Origin of the sequence: Bacteroides sp. 41_26 (assembly GCF_949740115.1) — a bacterium.
GTDB classification, from domain to species: Bacteria; Bacteroidota; Bacteroidia; order Bacteroidales; family Bacteroidaceae; genus Bacteroides; species Bacteroides nordii.
In genome coordinates, this window is the sequence record NZ_CATJGZ010000060.1 from 93195 (window position 1) to 110959 (window position 17765).

At 39.1% G+C, this 17765-nt stretch carries 11 protein-coding genes; 4 read left to right on the forward strand and 7 right to left on the reverse strand.

Annotated elements, in window-relative coordinates; all coding sequences use genetic code 11:
• Positions 1-132 precede the first annotated feature (132 nt).
• From QX565_RS07125 to QX565_RS07155, 7 genes are all read right to left on the reverse strand, one after another.
• On the reverse strand, positions 133-717 hold the full coding sequence (locus QX565_RS07125) for a YIP1 family protein (RefSeq protein ID WP_221648923.1): 585 nt from the start codon (positions 715-717) through the stop codon (positions 133-135).
• A gap of 1 nt (position 718) precedes the next feature.
• Positions 719-1000, reverse strand: a complete 282-nt coding sequence (locus QX565_RS07130) for a DUF2089 family protein (RefSeq protein ID WP_002560633.1) — start codon at positions 998-1000, stop codon at positions 719-721.
• A complete protein-coding gene (locus QX565_RS07135; RefSeq protein WP_221648924.1) occupies positions 997-1971 on the reverse strand; it encodes an alpha/beta hydrolase in 975 nt (324 codons plus the stop codon). Before QX565_RS07135 ends, QX565_RS07130 begins: the two co-directional genes overlap by 4 nt.
• Before the next feature lie 543 nt (positions 1972-2514).
• The gene (locus QX565_RS07140) at positions 2515-4239 is read right to left on the reverse strand and encodes a T9SS type A sorting domain-containing protein (RefSeq protein ID WP_221648925.1); all 1725 of its coding nucleotides are present in this window, start codon (positions 4237-4239) and stop codon (positions 2515-2517) included.
• 97 nt (positions 4240-4336) lie between these two features.
• Positions 4337-5683, reverse strand: a complete 1347-nt coding sequence (locus QX565_RS07145; protein ID WP_221648926.1) for a RagB/SusD family nutrient uptake outer membrane protein — start codon at positions 5681-5683, stop codon at positions 4337-4339.
• Positions 5684-5689: 6 nt separating this feature from the next.
• The gene (locus tag QX565_RS07150; RefSeq protein ID WP_221648927.1) at positions 5690-8968 is read right to left on the reverse strand and encodes a SusC/RagA family TonB-linked outer membrane protein; all 3279 of its coding nucleotides are present in this window, start codon (positions 8966-8968) and stop codon (positions 5690-5692) included.
• Between the two features lie 43 nt (positions 8969-9011).
• Positions 9012-11645 (reverse strand): zinc-dependent metalloprotease, encoded by a 2634-nt coding sequence (locus tag QX565_RS07155; RefSeq protein ID WP_221648928.1) that lies wholly within the window; start codon positions 11643-11645, stop codon positions 9012-9014.
• Between the two features lie 653 nt (positions 11646-12298).
• Between QX565_RS07155 and QX565_RS07160 the strand changes: the two genes are divergently transcribed.
• The 4 genes from QX565_RS07160 to QX565_RS07175 are packed head-to-tail and all read left to right on the forward strand — an operon-like array spanning position 12299 to position 17758.
• Positions 12299-15481 carry a UvrD-helicase domain-containing protein gene (locus QX565_RS07160; protein ID WP_289292124.1) on the forward strand — a complete coding sequence of 1061 codons (3183 nt, stop codon included), beginning with the start codon at positions 12299-12301 and terminating at the stop codon, positions 15479-15481.
• Positions 15478-16086, forward strand: coding sequence for a radical SAM protein (locus tag QX565_RS07165; protein ID WP_002560645.1), 609 nt, complete (start codon positions 15478-15480; stop codon positions 16084-16086). The genes QX565_RS07160 and QX565_RS07165 overlap by 4 nt, the downstream gene beginning before the upstream one ends.
• Before the next feature lie 15 nt (positions 16087-16101).
• The gene (locus QX565_RS07170; protein ID WP_289292128.1) at positions 16102-16800 is read left to right on the forward strand and encodes an energy transducer TonB; all 699 of its coding nucleotides are present in this window, start codon (positions 16102-16104) and stop codon (positions 16798-16800) included.
• Between the two features lie 25 nt (positions 16801-16825).
• Entirely contained in the window at positions 16826-17758 is a 933-nt protein-coding gene (locus QX565_RS07175; RefSeq protein ID WP_289292130.1) for an energy transducer TonB, read from the forward strand.
• Positions 17759-17765 lie beyond the last annotated feature (7 nt).

Consider the following 17765-nt stretch of genomic DNA (forward strand, 5'->3'; position numbering starts at 1 on the left):
TTGTCAAATCAGGACAAAAGAAAGTACTTTTAATCCTAACAGATAGTATACGGTCAATCATTTTTCATTTTTTTATAATTTTACAACATCCAATGCTGTTAAAAAATTCAATAGCACATGTTTGTTGCTGCATTAATAAAGTAATCTGATGAGAATCCGACAAAGTACATCACCACCTAAAATTCCAATAGCAGCTACTATCCACAAATGAGACTTCTTTAGGTTGCAAGACACTTTCAATGCCTGTACCATCCAGATAATAGAAAAGACCAGAAACGGGAAACCAATCAGCGACAAAACTATTGCCAAGTGAAAATAAGGCATGGAGAGCATTTCCGCCGGTGACATCGTAGGATCTATTTGTGACAATACTTGCATGGGTGGTAGGAAATTTATCAAATTCATCACAAGCATCGGGAGCTGAGCAAACAATACAGTACCAAACACATCTATAATCCGAATTTTAGAGTGTGAGAAAATAAGACCACCCAAATAGAATAAGGTAGCCGGAACTAACCACACAAGAAGATGTTCTGCCAAGTAGCACCACCAGGCGGGATTGGGAGCGGGACCAAAATGAAGCAAGCCGTGATAATGGTAGCCGGATGCCCAACTCAATAATGTAGAAATTACCAATCCCAGTATCCCCCAGACTAATGCCTGCATTCCTGCAATCCGAATAAACGGATTAATAAGTATTTCTATTCTTTTCTTCATTTTATATATTCATTTTAGTTAGTTTTTCAATCAAATCATCCAATATATTACGTACGGTTGGATAACTCACTCCCATACTTTTGGCCATATCTTTCAGGCTTCCACTGGATTTCACAAAATCAATAATAAACTGTTGCTCTTTCTCTGGCAAACGAGCCAGTAAAGGTAATTCAAAACTACCACAGACTTCTGTGGCACATTGCTCACAAAACATACGTCCTACTTTCAGTGGGGCTTCACAAGAAGGACATTTCAACGGTAGACGTTTCTTTAGTTCACTCATTTCTTATTATATTTCTTTATAAAAGTATTCAGTGACGATATAAGAGTCGCATTGACTGGTAAAGAAGGGTTTGTATATATAGACATTTGTTTCTGTGGTTCCATTGTCTCACAATCTTTTAATACGTGATTCATTGAGTCAATCAGAAGTAATTCTGCTGTAGGCTTTGATTTCTTCAACAGTTCGGCATCTTTTACAGAGACCTGAATATCCTTTTTACCCTGAACTATCAATACCGGTATCTTCAGAGAGGCAATAACCGTCTGAGGGTTGTATTTATACCAGGAAATTAAATAAGGCTGAACCGAAGCACGAAACAGAGACTGCACATACATAGATACTTGCTCTACTGTTTTACCACTCTTCAAAGATTCATTGATAGAAGCAACTTCTTTCTTTATCATTTCCGGCTGAGAAGCAACCTGCTCTTCAATCACTTCATAAGCCGGACGCCCTGCCCCTGCCAGAGAAACCAAAGCTTTCACTTCAGGCTGATTCACACAAGCCAACATCCCGATCAGAGAACCTTCGCTATGCCCTACCACAGTAATACCAGTAAACCTTTTATCTTTGGCCAGATAATTAATCCACCCTTTTACATCGTTTACATAGTCTTCAAAACGCAACAGAGATTCTTCTTTTCCGGCAGCCGCACTGGTAGCTATCCCCCGCTTATCAAAACGCAGTGAAGCGATTCCATTGGCAGCCAGTCCTTCTGCAAGAAACTTTAATGAATTGTTTTTCATATTACCAATAGCCGAATTCCCATCCATATCCGTCGGACCGGAGCCAGCAATTAATAACACGACCGGAAATGTCTTCCCACCATTGGGAAGAAGCAATTTTCCATTAATAACTCCTTCCTTGGTATCCAGAGTCACGGTCTCACCATTCAATGGCATCAATTGTGCCTGACAAAGAAAGCAACAACAAGAAAATAAACTAACGAAGATTAAACTGATACGTTTCATGATATTTTTTTTAGAAGTTCATCATTATATTTGCAAATATAGATAGATAATTAAATAAATCAAATATATTATTGAACAAAATTAAATACGATATTAATTTTATTCAAAGTCAATTCTTCATTATGAGTTAAACACCATACAAGTTATTCTCACCAAAATACTTTGTTGATGGAGCAATCGGTTTATCTTATGGGAGTAATGATCAGCTTTTCGGATCTTTCAACTATAGAACTCTACACATAGCAGGTCACTACCTGATTGATTTTATCCTAACACATAAATCATATAAAATAGCATAGGAATATACACTTATAAAACACTGATAATCAACACATAAAAGAGTGTACACTTTTACATAGCAGGATTGTACACTTTAGTATGACAAGACTGTACAATCCTGTTATACTAAAGTGTACAATCTTGTTATTCTTCTTCAATTCAAGATAAATTCTATATAAATTGGGAGTTATTAATCATAAAAAAAGGTCATCTCAGTTTTACCTGAGACAACCTTCTATTTTTCCCCAAAAAAGGAAGATTCCTTTATTTCTTAATCACTTTAACAGTACTTGTACCATCTTCCGTAGTAACTTTAACAATATACTGTCCGTTTATCAAATCAGATACATTTAAGTTCGACACGTTCTCAGCCTGTTTTACTGTTACTCCCATTAAGTTAATGACAGCAACATTACAAGGAGTTGTAAAGTTCAATACATCAACTACCGGATTAGGATAAACAGATACACCAGCTCCCTGCTCAGTAGAAGAGATACCTGTGCCACCGCCACCTGTAACTTCGTTTAATGAGAAGATATTTTCCAACTTATCATTAGCAACTTTTGTTTGGGCAGTAGCCAATTTAGTTCCTAAAGCAGCTACACCAGTAGTAAGGTTGGCAGGGTTTGATTGAGTCATGGTACCATTAGAGATATTAACCCAGAAAGCAAGAGGAGTTTCGGCAACATGAGATTTTGCATCTGCTGTATACCCAATCATATAAGCATAATCACCACAAATAGTCACACCTCCGAATTCTTCATTCTTCTGATTCTGTTCACCTTCATTTACTTTTGAGGTTACTGTAGAAGTGACTTCCAAAGAACTTTTATTTAGGACAGCAAGGTATAAATCATTAGTAGAAACAGACTCTTTACTTGAATCAAATGCTAACTTTGTGTTAAATGAACCAGCAATTAATAAAGCATCGCCTTTTACTTCCATAGATTTTATAAAACAGTAATTACCTATACTATGAGTGGTTGAATATTTTTTGGTAGAAGATGTATTATTATCCAAATTAATAGCAGAAATAATATGTCCATATTCTATAGTACCATCTTCGGACATAGTTAGTTCAAATTTCTCATCTTTTGAGTCTATTGTCAATGTAACATTACCTACAGCCATAAATCCTGAATAAAGTTCATTGCCTGCAACCGTAAATGTGGCAGACTTAACAAACATCTGCTTTTCCGTTTGAGATTCCGATACAGCCATAGAGGCGATAATACCATTAACATTCATTTCTTCATTCAAAGCAAATACAGCACCAGAAGACAGGTCTGAATATATTCCCCATCCAAAAGTATCCAAATAATTTCCCTTAAACGAAAAACCGTTATTTTGAGTTAATCCAGTGTAAAGTGCTGAAGCATATAATTTTCCATTATTATATTCTAATTTATTAATATCAAAATATAAAGCCCCTGGTTCTGGTTCATACATTCCACCTGCCACCAACTCTGGCAATCCTTGTGGTACAAAGCTCTGTACCGCCTTCAACACACCATTCACATCATACTTTGCAACAAAACCGGCAGCTTGTTCAGCAACATATGCATCGCCCTTTTTCATTCCTTCCTTCTCTACCGCATTTCCATCTGTACTACCAAACTCTACTACATCTGCAAAGTTACCTGCAATATAAACATTCCCAGACGCATCAGTAGTTATAGCCTTAATAGTAGCAGCACCAGCTAAAGCTACCCCCCACTTTTCTGTGCCATCGGCGCCATACTTCAACAAGTAGGAACTCACGGCAATCGGAGCCAAATCTGTACCCGCAAATGAAAAACCATCTCCAGCAAATAAACCCGTTACGTACATATCTCCCTGTGCAGAAAGAGCTACAGGATTACTGTTATTTACATCCTTAACAGGAAGAATACCCATCTGAGACTTTGTCCAACTGTTATTTACAGTCGGCTGTGCCTGTGCTACAACTGATGCAGCCACACATAAAGCAAAAAGTAATACTTTTCTCATAAACAATTTTTGTTATAAATTAGACATACAAAATATATATAAGTCTTTGTTATGGTTAAATGAAAAACATTACAACCATAACAAAGATACCTCCAACTTAGTTTGCCAACCCAGGATTGGCTTCTATTGCTTCACTTGGAATACGAATGGTATAGCGAGAATCATTTTCCTCAAGTACATAACTTGTCCCACCAAACGTCTTTTCCAAACGGGGACGTGTTGTCCTACGAAGATCAAACCAACGATGTCCTTCAAAAGCCAATTCACGGGTACGTTCATTATATATCTCCTGCAATAACTCATCGCGGCCCATGGCATTTACGGCTGCTTCTTTTGTTGCATAAGCATTAGCCGTATATCTTTTCTCCATAAGAGTAAGTAAGTTTTCACGAGCTACATCTATTGCAGCCTCACCTGTCATCAAAGCAGCCTCAGCAGCATTCAAATATATTTCACCAGTTCTAAAAGAACATGCGTATTGATTACTTCCTCCTTTAGCTACTAAAATATTGGAGGCGGTCACCTGATTGAAATATTTTGATCTACGTAAATCGCTCGAACTATACATTCTCCATAAAGTTGTATTCACTTTGGCTGCACGTACATATGCAGAAGTCATCACTTGTTCCAATGCCAAAATATTCTCCGAAGAATTATATTCATTAGGCAATACTGTAGAAGTAGCCATATCTTCCAAATCATGCTTAACATCCAATACAGCCTGTGATGCTTTAAGAGATTTTGCCCATTCGCCCATATATAAATATACACGGGAACGGATAGCATTTACACTCAATGTATTGAAACGATAATTATATCCTAAATCCCACTTATCTACATTCAGATACTTTTCAGCTTCCGTAAGATCAGACAAAACAGAGCTATATACTTCACCTACTGTGTTTCGGGATAAGGTAGCTTCAGTATCACTGTCCAGTTTCAACGGAATGGCCTTTGATGTAGCAGGATCACAATGTGTATAAGGTTCGCCATGAAGATTTACCAATAAGAAATGCATATAAGCACGGAGCATATAAGATTCTCCTACCAGTTGATTTACCTCATCCATAGTTCCTTCCTCTATCCTATCTTTGGATTCAATAACATAATTGGCAATAAACAATGTATGATAGAACTGACGCCACTTAAATGCAGCCGTATTTTCAGACGGACTGACATCATTCCATGTCCATATATCCTTGTAGGAATTCAAATCCTCAGCAGCAAGTGTACCATCCATAATCATTTCGTCTGAACGAAAAGTTGCTAATCCTCTATCTGCCGGAACAGATGAATAAGCCTGAGTTAGTAATGCCCTGAACTCTTTAACTGTCCGGGGAATAACCTTTCCTACCGGTTGTATATCTAAATACTTATCACAACTGTATAAGGCCGCCATACAAAACACAGCACACAGTAGTTTTATATTTTTTAGTATCTTCATAATCTATTAAAAATTCATATTAAGACTGAAAGTAAACGATTTAGGTATAGGTTGTGCAAACTGATTACTCATTGTTTCAGGATCTAAAAAATTCTTGTAATTAGCACCGAAAACAAACAGATTACGACCTTCGAGAGCAACTGTAGCCGAACGTATACCCAATGTATGAATAAACGTTTCAGGAAGTTTATAACCTACCCGGATATTTTGTAACCTTACATGATCCGAACGTTTCACCCAAGTATCCATCATCTGATATGTCGTGAACAAGTCATAATTCGAATATTCAGCCTTACGTTTTGTGTCGGACAACAATGCAGGGAGATTTGTATTTGTATTCGTAGGTGTCCATCTATTCAATATATCCCGATTTGTATTCATTCCCCGGTCAAACTGAGTTAAGGAATAAGAAGGGGAAACCCTTGAATACATTTTCAAATTAAAAATAAAATTGACTACTACTTCAAAGCGTTTAATATTGAATGTATTCACAAAGCCTCCGGAGAATAGTGGATCACTGGAACCTATATAGGAATACAAGTTACGTTGTTCTTCAGCAGATAATGTACTGGCACCTGCACTATTCAGTTTCAACAGCTCTAATGAGGTTACTTTTTCACCTTCTTTATTATAAAACAAAGGATAACCTTCATCGTCCAGTCCCGCTGATTTATAAGCAAATATAGCACCGACAGGATAACCTTCGCGCCCAGGAGTCGTTTGATTAGCTGGTACAGACTCGCGTAAAACTTTATTTTGATTATATCCCAAATTAAAATTCGTAAACCATGTAAAACCGTTACGATTGATATTACGGGTAGTCAAAGCTACTTCAAAACCGTCATTACGCATACTTGCCCAATTGACAGTAGTAGATATAAAACCCGTTTCAAGAGGTAACATTTGCATAGCAATCAAATCGGTACCTTTACGACGATAATAATCTACCGTAACATTCAAAGCGTTATTAAACAATGCAATATCTGTTCCGAAATTCATAGTCTTTGTCTTTTCCCAACGCAAACGCTTATTAGGTGGAGAATCTAACGAAATTAGTTCTTCAGTTATTCCCGGTAACATACTTATATTCTTATAAGTTCCCATTACATAAGAAGAAGTATTTTTATCTATATTTCCTTGTATCCCATAAGACGCTCTAATCACCAGATTATCGATTCTCTTGAAATTTTTCATGAACGGTTCATTACTGATTCTCCAAAGTCCACTAAATGAATACAATGGTAAGAAGCGATACTTTTTAGAAACCCCAAAAATATCAGAGCCATCAAAACGAACGCTCCCTCCTACTGTATAGCGTTGCAACAAAGAGTAAGAAGCTGTTGAAAAGAAAGAAGCATAGGCATTTTCTACATAAGTTTTAGTATGTAACGGATAACTACGCGCCCAGGATTCATTTGGAAATATCACAGGCTTTGTAGTTAAAGTTTTACGGTCATACCCATAGCCTGTACTATTCAAAGAACTATACCAGGTTTTTCGGATCTCAGTACCTGCCATCATTTCAAATTCATGAATATCGTTATATGAATCACGATATTCAGCCTGAGCTTTCCAGTTTACTTGGGAATTGGTGTTTGCAGCCTCCGTATGTTTTCCACCATCAGGCAAGAATGATTTATATTCATTACCTATCCACATAGAAGTGAACTCTTTATCCTTACGCATAGCATATGTGTCATGATCGGCAACAGATTCTTTAGACACAGCATCTAACTGCAATCCTACCTGAGAAGTAGCTTTAAATTTATCATTAAAACGAAGTTCTACATCAAAGATAGCTGATAAAGCATTAGTAGTTTGTTCGTAAGAGGTATTATCCCTCTCTTCAAATACATTAAATTTCATACCTGCTTCACCTTTTCCCTGAACATTCATATCGTAAATATAATTACCATTTTCGTCAAAAGGCAATTGGTAAGGATTGGCTCTACGAGAGTAATATACCGGATTAGTAAAACCATCCGCATCGGTAAGATTAGATTTATTGGTTCTCCGATTAGCAAATAAAGAAGCTCCTACCTTCAATATCTTATTCACTTTATAAGAAGTTTTCAATACCAAACTCAAACGATTGGCTTCTACCCCCTTCACATTGCCTTTTTCATCATAATAACCCAAAGAGGTATAATAAGTAGCTTTTTCTGAACCACCGGAAAGACTTGCATTATATTCCTGATTGAATGTACCTCTAAAAAGAATATCATTCCAATCGGTATTAATTCCTCTTAAATTTGTTATCTCATTCTGAGCTGCAGTAGAAAGAGCATTCCAACCGCCTGCTTTATAAGCATCAGTTAGCCCATAGCGTGAAATAATACCAGCCACATCTCCTTTATTCTCACGAAAAGTATAATCACTTTGTAGCAATCCAAGTTCCAGATTTACCTTCTCGTCAGAGTTCAACAAATTCAAACGATCAATATCAAATTTAGGAGAGTAAGACAGCTTGGTAGAGAAAGTAATCTGAGGTTTACCAGCCTTACCATTTTTCGTAGTAATCACGATCACACCATTGGCAGCACGTGCACCATAAATGGCCGTTGCTGCAGCATCCTTCAATACTGTAATACTTTCAATATCCGCAGGATTCAAACCCGCAATAGCCGACTGATATATATTGTCTATATCTTTCAAGTCTTCCATTGTCGGAATCTCTGTTCCTGTCATCGGCACACCGTCAAGCACCCAAAGAGGGTCTTGCGTACCATTCAAAGAGGCAGTACCACGAATACGGATCTTAGGAGCTGCCCCAGGAGCTCCCGAAGAAGCAATAGAAGACAATCCGGCTACCTGGCCAGAAAGTGCCTGATCAATGCTCATTACCGAACCAATCTTATCATCTGTAATATCCAGTTTAGTAACCGCAGCTGTCAGTTTGCGGCGTTCAATCGTTTGATATCCTGTTACGACAACCGCATCAAGCATATGCGCCGACGGTTGCAGAACAATCTCATAACTGCTTTTTCCGGCAACCAGATGTATGGTTTGTGATTCATATCCTACATAGCTGCACTGAAGAGTGGTCACTCCATCAGGCACGTTGATAGTGAACTTTCCGTCCATGTCTGTTATCACTCCTAAAGTAGTCTGGGAACTCCCTGCTTTCTTTAGGATCTCTGATGACACAAATACCGAGGCTCCAATCAGAGGCTCTTTGTAATCACCAGCAATAACCACACCTGTGATCTTCCTTTCCGCTGCATTTGCTCCAAAGGCAATGATGCAGCAAAGAGAAAATAATAAATAACTGATTATTCTTTTCATCAATAATTACGAATATAATTTTAATTAGCTACTATTTCAATGATTATTTCAAACCCAGTGCAGTGTTAATGCGCAGAATCATATCTTTATAATGATACTTTGTAGCTGTGTCTGATGTTCCCAGACGACTTTGCAACAAGTCTTTTATACGAAGCAATTCACCGCGTTTCACAGAGATTGCATCTGAAATACGATTCAACTGCGAACCGTAGAAGTTTAATTCGCGACGAGCCCCCATACGATCACTATCTAATGAATGATGTGCATACTCATCACAACTACACGCAGGTTCCTGATGATTCAACAAGAAATGATCATTCATCAGCTTTTTGTTAATCTTTACACCTTCACTTTCGGCAGCAGCAGTAATCAAGGCATCCAGGAAATTCTTCTGCAGCGCACGAGTCATAACGTCAGGTATTGCACCACGTTCGGTAGTAGCAAAAATACTACGATGCAAACCATCCATCAGATCCACAGCAGTAAAAGCCTTCTTACCATTCACCGACTCATTTTCGAGCATACGCATCAAACGATTGTTTGATAACAAATCCCATAGAATATATGATTGTGCATTCTTTAATATCAGCGTAGGAGCATTCTCTACTACACCCAACGGAGTGTTGCGAAGCAAATAAGTGTACTCTCCTACTTCTGTATCAAACAGCCATTTAGGATAAGTCAGAACTTCATCAAGCAAGAATTTCAATGCAGCTTGTTGTTTCTCTTTCTCTACGAAAGTATAAGTCTTCTGGCCATCACCAACAACCGTATTCTCAATATAGATACCACCAATGTTGGCCATCACATGATAAAGATAGTTGTTCCACTGATTGATAACAGCATAGTACAAACGCGAAGCTTCCTCGTAGGTTTGTCCTTTCTCGCCGGTAGTAGTCCACTGGATAATCTGCGGAACAATACGCTTCAGATTCTCAATACCCAAAAGAGAAGAACGTACTGCATCATCACCTAAATCTTCGTTCTGAGCACGTGGATCTACTGCATCACGTACATCCTGCGCTTCGCTATACTTATAAAGACGGTCAGTATGACGACCTAAGAAATCATAAAGCAGTTCTTTTTCCGCTTCCGGAGTTTCCTTGCCGTACCAACGATATCCGTACTCAATAGCAAAGATATCATACGGACCAATATGCGGAGAAAGCACCGTCACCCCATCACCCGGCTGTGCCACATAGTTGAAACGGGCATAGTCCATGATAGAGGAAGAAGTGGAATTCATACGGTCTGTAAATGACTTGGAACGCAATGAGTCTGTAGGAAATGCCCATGACCCCATCATGTTATGACGAAGTCCCAAAGAGTGACCTACTTCATGGCACGCTACGAAGCGCATAGCATCTCCCATCAGTTCATCAGAGAGTTTCACTCCACGAGCCTCAGGACGGATAGCACCCGTCTGCACCGTAATCCATTCCTGCAACATACCCAATACATTGTGCCACCACATGATATCTGCCTCAAGAATTTCTCCCGAACGCGGATCAAGAATAGACGGTCCCATCGCATTGGCTTTTGTAGAAGCAGCATAAGTCAGCACAGAATAATTCACGTCATCCATATCTATTGTCATGCTATCTGTAACCTCTTTTGCGATAATGGCATTTTTAAAACCGGCACGTTCAAAAGCAATCTGCCAGTCTTCAATACCTTGTTTGATATACTTACGCCAACGATAAGGAGTAGAATTTTCAATATAAAACACAATCGGTTTAGCAGGTTCTACCAACTCACCACGTAAGTAACGTTCACGATCTTCCGGTTTCGGTTCCAATCGCCAACGAGTGATAAATCTTTTTGTATCCACTCGTTGTTGCCCGTCACTATAGCTCAGTAGCGGATTCGTAAAGTAGCCTACACGTGCATTATCCAGTCTGCCTGTCATTGGTTTCTCCGGAAGAAGCATCAGTGAAGAGCTTACTTCTACAGTGACGTATACGGAAGTGGTTCCTTCTGTTACTTTCGTTGTTAACTCGGAAGTAGCTACCACATTGTTTTCAAATGACTTAATAGAAAGGATCCGTGATAAGTTCTTTATAGAAGATGTACCCAGATTAATATTAGTAAACACATTATTGATGCTTGTTTCCGTACCATCATAAATGTCGTTCACCTTAACAACCATCATTGTTGAGTCATTATTAAACGCCTCAATCTTAAAACCAGCGATCAATGGAGAAATATAATTATCACGTACCGATTGACTGATAGCATCTTCGATAGGTGAAAGAGGCAACGGACGACTCTGACGGATAAGCAACTTATTGGTTGCTTTATCAAGTTCGAAACGTACCATTTGGTTTTCGTAGTTAACGCCACGGTTCACTCCCGCTTCATTCAATTCAGCAGGAACGCGTTGCAGTTTATTCACTACCAACATATCTCTACCCAGCAAACTCGCCGGAACCTCAAAATAATAGTCGTTCTTTTTCTGATATACGTTAAACATACCACGACGAACGATGCTACCATCTCCGGTCAGTTTCTCATACTCATTTTTGGATTTAATACTGTCGTTGGATTCACTTTTCTTTTTCTTGCGGAACCATCCCATAGAATCGGGAGTCGGATTTCCGGCATACAATACAACGGAAGGACCGCACAGGAAAGCACCTGTGGCCACCGTAATCAGCAGGCTTGTTCTAAATTTCATCAAGTTAATCTATCAATTATCAGTTATTTCATTCTACTCTATAGAATAAAGGGGACGACAAAGATAATAAAACTATCAATATGAATCATTGTTAGCAACAAGTTTTGACCTTTTTTCTTAATTAAAACGAATTTTACTTGCATTTTCATACAAATGCATCCTGCTTTCTATTACACTTTAACAAAGTTTCTCTAAATTGAAATATAAAAAGAGAAGAGATATCACATATCAATCTGCCAATAATACGAATCAGTAATTGAAATTCTATTTTAACCTAATTGGTTTTAGGGTTTAATAACCTCTGCCGTTACTTTCTCCTGTATTGATAAAGTCCTGTCTCATAGAGTAACGTACGAAGTCTCGGTAGGCAACGTTGTTTTAGATGTACATGTAAAGCAGTACGACATGTGCATGTGGGACAGTATGACATGTACATGTGGAACAGTAAAACATGTACATGTAAAACAAAACAGGGTACCGAGAAAAAGAATGTTCCTTTTCGAGAAAGACAAAGTACAACACCGGGCAAGGACAATAATACCGTTTAGAGGCATCCCATAGCAAAATTAAGCTGCACCTTCACATAAAAAATAAACTCTTTCATTTTATTCTGCACTCAGTTTGTATTATCTTTGCCTACAAATCGAAACTACATGGAACTCTTAGTATATAAAGCCTCTGCCGGCTCCGGAAAGACTTTTACGCTTGCTGTAGAATACATCAAACTACTTATTCTTAATCCGCGTGCCTACCGCCAAATACTTGCTGTGACCTTTACGAATAAAGCTACGGCCGAAATGAAAGAACGTATTCTCAGCCAGCTTTATGGTATTTGGACTGAAGATCCGGATTCTGATGCTTACCTGAAGCGGATCATAGAAGAAACGGGAAAGCAAACTGATGAAATACGAAAATCTGCCGGAATAGCTCTTAGCTATATGTTACACGATTACAGTCGTTTTCGTGTAGAAACAATAGACTCTTTCTTCCAGTCCGTGATGCGTAACCTGGCACGCGAACTTGAACTAAGCCCCAATCTGAATATCGAACTGAACAACAGCGAAGTGCTGAGTGATGCAGTAGACAGCATGATTGAAAAACTGGCCCCTACCTCTCCCGTGCTTGCCTGGTTACTGAATTATATCGATGAACGTATTGCAGATGACAAACGCTGGAATGTATCGGAAGAAGTGAAAAGCTTTGGCCGCAATATATTCGACGAAGGATACATAGAAAAGGGGGAAGGACTTCGGCAAAAGCTGATTGAAAATCCGGAAATTATAAAAAACTACCGTCGTGAACTAAAGGAAATGGAGACGGAGGCCCTTGAACAAATGAAAGGCTTCTACGATCAGTTTGAAGGAGAACTGGACGGACATGCATTAACTGCAGACGATCTGAAGAATGGTTCGCGCGGAATAGGAAGCTATTTTCGAAAACTCAATAATGGGATACTTGGTGATGATATCCGTAATACAACGGTAGAAAAATGTTTGAGTGATGAGAAGAACTGGGCAGCAAAAACCTCTCCGCGTTATGAAGATATACTTCGTTTAGCTGCTGACAGTCTGATGCCCTTGCTGAACGAAGCAGAGAAATTCCGGTCCAGGAATAACAAGATCGTAAACAGTTGCCGGCTCTCCATGCAACATCTCAACAAAGTGCAGCTACTGGCCAATATAGACGAAGAAGTACGCCAACTGAACCGGGAAAATAACCGCTTTCTATTATCAGATACCAATGCCCTACTCCACCAATTGGTCAAAGACGGTGACTCTTCTTTTGTATTCGAAAAGATAGGAACGAATATCCGAAACGTAATGATAGATGAGTTTCAGGATACCAGCCGGATGCAATGGGGAAATTTCAAATTGTTATTATTGGAAGGACTCTCCCAGGGAGCCGACAGTTTGATAGTAGGTGATGTGAAACAATCTATTTATCGTTGGAGAAATGGTGACTGGGGAATACTTAACGGATTGAATGACCGGATAGAACACTTTCCAATTCGTGTGGAAACACTAAAGATCAACCGAAGAAGCGAAACGAATGTCATACGGTTTAACAACGAACTATTTACAGCTGCAGTAGAGTACCTGAACACTCTGTATAAAAGTGAATTGAACACCGACTGTGAAGCGTTGCAAAAAGCCTATTCGGACGTAGCACAAGAATCTCCTAAAGAGAAACAGATGGGATACGTCAAAGTCTCTTTCCTTGAACCGGATGAAGAGCATGACTACACAGAAAAAACACTTATAAGCCTGGGTGAAGAAGTGGAACAGTTACTGAGCTCAGGAGTGAAGCAGAACGATATCGCCATTCTTGTCCGCAAAAATAAAAGTATCCCCCGCATTGCAGACTATTTTGACAAAACACTACAATACAAAATTGTATCTGATGAAGCCTTTCGGCTGGATGCTTCGCTTGCCATCTGTATGATGATAGATGCACTGCGCTACCTTTCTGATCCGGAAAACCGGATAGCAAGGGCTTCACTAATTATGAATTACCAATTAAAAATTAAAGGTTTTGAGGGAGAATTGGATGCATTGCTTACAGGAGCACCCAAAGAGTTATTACCGGAAGCTTTTATTGAAAACATAAAGACTCTAAGGTTAATGCCTCTTTATGAGTTGCTGGAAGAGCTATTCAGTATCTTCGAAATGAACCGTATCAGTGCTCAGGATGCTTACCTGTTTGCTTTCTTTGATGCTGTAACAGATTATCTGCAAAGCAATTCTTCTGAGTTGGATAGTTTTATCCGCTTCTGGGAGGAAACATTATGTAACAAGACTATTCCCAGTGGAGAGATAGAAGGAATCCGTATCTTCTCAATTCATAAGTCGAAGGGATTGGAATTTCACACAGTACTCCTGCCTTTCTGTGACTGGAAAATGGAAAATGAGACCAATAATCAGCTCGTGTGGTGTACTCCGGCAGCAGCACCATTCAATGAGCTTGATATCGTCCCCGTCAACTACTCTACACAGATGGCGGAGTCCGTATACCGGGAAGACTACCTGCAAGAACGCCTGCAACTATGGGTGGATAATCTGAATCTGCTTTACGTAGCCTTTACCCGTGCCGGAAAAAATCTGATAGTATGGAGTCGAAAAGGACAACGCAATACAATGTCGGAATTACTCACTGCAGCCCTACCAGAAGTAGCGCGCAGAAATGGGACAGAATGGGACGGAGAAGAACCCTATGAACAAGGAGAACTTTGTCCCTCTTCGGAAGAGAAGAAAAAAATATCTGCCAACAAGCTTACCCGGAAAGCAGAGAAACTGCCGGTCAGAATGGAGTCCATGCGGCATGAGATTGAGTTCCGGCAATCCAACCGCTCAGCGGACTTCATCAAAGGAATTGAGGAAGAAGAATCGGATGACCGCTTTATCAATCGTGGACGGTTACTACATACTCTGTTCTCGGCTATTGAAACGGAAAAAGACATTGATACGGCCATAGAAAGATTGATCTTTGAAGGGGTTATTGGCAGCAGGGAAATGGAAAAGGAAGTGAGAAAGCTCACACGAAAAGCATTTGCCTTGCCAGAGATACAGGACTGGTACTCGGGATGTTGGCAATTGTTCAATGAATGTGCCATTATATATAAGGAAGACGGAGTATTGCAAACTCGCCGTCCGGACAGGGTAATGATGCGGAACGGACAAGTGGTTGTTGTAGATTTCAAATTTGGCAAGCCCAATAAGAAATATAATAAACAGGTACAAGGATACATGCAATTACTAACGAGGATGGGATATACCAATATTACAGGGTATCTGTGGTATGTAGACGAAGAATTAATTCAAAAAGTGGAAAAGAGATGAATACTGTTCCCATCATAGGTATCAGCAGACATCGGCTTGCAACAGACGGAAAAGGCGTAACCACCCTGGTCGCTTTTCATGGATGTCCGTTGCGGTGCAAATATTGTTTGAACCCACAATCATTGCAACCTGCCGGAATATGGAAACACTATGATTGTCTGCAGGTATATGAGGAAGTAAAAATAGACGAACTTTATTTTATAGCTACCGGAGGAGGTGTTACTTTCGGCGGAGGAGAGCCTTTACTGCAAAGTGATTTCATCTGTGATTTCCGCGAACTATGCGGACCGCAATGGCAACTTACAGTAGAAACATCTATGAATGTATCACAAAAGCAGATAGAAAAACTATTACCCGTAATAGATCATTATATCATAGATATCAAAGACATGAACTGTGATATTTATAAACAATACACAGGAAAAGAGAATCAACAGGTAATTAGTAATCTCCACTGGCTCATATCACAGGGAAAGGCAGAACAAATTACAGTCAGGATACCACATATCCCGTCATATAATACATCTTTGGATATGGAAAAAAGCATGTATCAATTGAAGGAATTGGGTCTATCTCACTTTGATCAGTTTATATACCACACTTAAAAACAAAAGACAGTCATGAAAAGAGGAAAACAGACTTGCAGAATCCTAAAAGAGATTCGCCGGCAAATTGCCGAAGCAAATGACATAGAGTTTATTACTTCTGAATGCCAGTATCAGGGAGACTGTCTGGGTACTTGCCCGAAGTGTGAAACAGAAGTTCGTTATCTCGAACAACAACTGGAACGGAAGAGAATGGCAGGAAAAGCAATCACAATACTGGGAATATCGGCCGGAGTTATGACCATGAATGCACAAAATACAAATTCTTCCAAATGTCAATCTCCTAAAGATACAATAGAAACAATAGTCCAAGGAAGTGATACTTTGGCAATCCCCAAAAAGGTTCCAACCTCCCAACCAGTAGCAGAAGAAGCAGAAGAAGAGGAAGACTTTTTATTAGGCTATATAAATGAAACTATGCCGCAGTTTCCGGGAGGAAATGCTGCACTGATGAAGTTCATTGCAGAAAACTATCAATACCCTACCACTCTACAAGACTCCAATATAGTAGGACGAGTTATCGTCCAATTCACAATAGATAAAGAGGGATATGTGGTCGAGCCTAAAGTAGTACGTTCTTTGCATCCGGATTTAGATAAAGAAGCTCTGAGAGTAATTAGACTTCTCCCCCAATGGAAACCTGCAAGCCAGAGAGGAATACCTGTATGTGTCAAATATACAGTTCCTGTGACATTTAAACAAAAACCGTTATAATTAATTCACATATAGTAAAACAACTATGAAAAGAGGAAAGCAAACTTGCAGAATCCTAAAAGAAATTCGCCGGCAAATTGCCGAAGCAAATGACATAGAGTTTATTACTTCCGAATGCCAGTATCAGGGAGACTGTCTGGGTACTTGTCCGAAATGTGAAACAGAAGTTCGTTATCTCGAACAACAACTGGAACGGAAGAGATTGGCAGGAAAAGCAATTACGGTATTGGGAATATCGGCCGGAGTTATGACCATGAATGCACAAAATTCAAATATAGATTCTATCCAAAAGCAAAGTCTAACTGACATAATAGAAATTGTATCAACAGAGGTATCTGGCACAAATAACACAGACTCATTATTTGTAATAAAAGGAATTGTTACAGATAGCATGAGGAATCCAATTACTGGTGTACTCATTATTGAGAAAGGAACTAAAAATGGAACAGTGACAGACGAATTCGGAAACTTCACATTAAAAGTCTCAGGGAAACATCCATTGGTCGTTCAATCTATAGGCTTTCAGTCTCAAGAAATTGAGATACAAAAAACAGCTTATATACAAGTGGTACTCCAAGAAGATAGTACTCTAATGATGGGAGAAATATTAGTGGTAAATACCAAGAAGAAATCACAGAAAAAAAAGATACTTACTACCTGTGTAAGCGAGACCATGCCGGAGTTTCCAGGAGGAAATACCGCATTAATGAGCTTTATACAGCAAAACATACAATATCCAGATCCTGATATTTGTATTACAGGAAAGGTTATAGTACAGTTTATCATATCAACAGACGGCAATATTACAAATGCTAAAATTGTACGAGGTGTTCATCCTAAATTTGACAAAGAAGCGTTACGTGTAGTCAAACTCATGACAAAATGGAAGCCCGGTACCCAAAAAGGAAAACCAGTAGCCATGGAATACACAATACCTGTCAGTTTCAGATATCAATAGTTATATT

Bases quoted from the DNA above. Each gene is read 5' to 3' on its own strand.
- QX565_RS07125 (WP_221648923.1), bottom strand. From the start codon at position 717: ATGAAGAAAAGAATAGAAATACTTATTAATCCGTTTATTCGGATTGCA.
- QX565_RS07130 (WP_002560633.1), bottom strand. From the start codon at position 1,000: ATGAGTGAACTAAAGAAACGTCTACCGTTGAAATGTCCTTCTTGTGAA.
- QX565_RS07135 (WP_221648924.1), bottom strand. From the start codon at position 1,971: ATGAAACGTATCAGTTTAATCTTCGTTAGTTTATTTTCTTGTTGTTGC.
- QX565_RS07140 (WP_221648925.1), bottom strand. From the start codon at position 4,239: ATGAGAAAAGTATTACTTTTTGCTTTATGTGTGGCTGCATCAGTTGTA.
- QX565_RS07145 (WP_221648926.1), bottom strand. From the start codon at position 5,683: ATGAAGATACTAAAAAATATAAAACTACTGTGTGCTGTGTTTTGTATG.
- QX565_RS07150 (WP_221648927.1), bottom strand. From the start codon at position 8,968: ATGAAAAGAATAATCAGTTATTTATTATTTTCTCTTTGCTGCATCATT.
- QX565_RS07155 (WP_221648928.1), bottom strand. From the start codon at position 11,645: ATGAAATTTAGAACAAGCCTGCTGATTACGGTGGCCACAGGTGCTTTC.
- QX565_RS07160 (WP_289292124.1), top strand. From the start codon at position 12,299: ATGGAACTCTTAGTATATAAAGCCTCTGCCGGCTCCGGAAAGACTTTT.
- QX565_RS07165 (WP_002560645.1), top strand. From the start codon at position 15,478: ATGAATACTGTTCCCATCATAGGTATCAGCAGACATCGGCTTGCAACA.
- QX565_RS07170 (WP_289292128.1), top strand. From the start codon at position 16,102: ATGAAAAGAGGAAAACAGACTTGCAGAATCCTAAAAGAGATTCGCCGG.
- QX565_RS07175 (WP_289292130.1), top strand. From the start codon at position 16,826: ATGAAAAGAGGAAAGCAAACTTGCAGAATCCTAAAAGAAATTCGCCGG.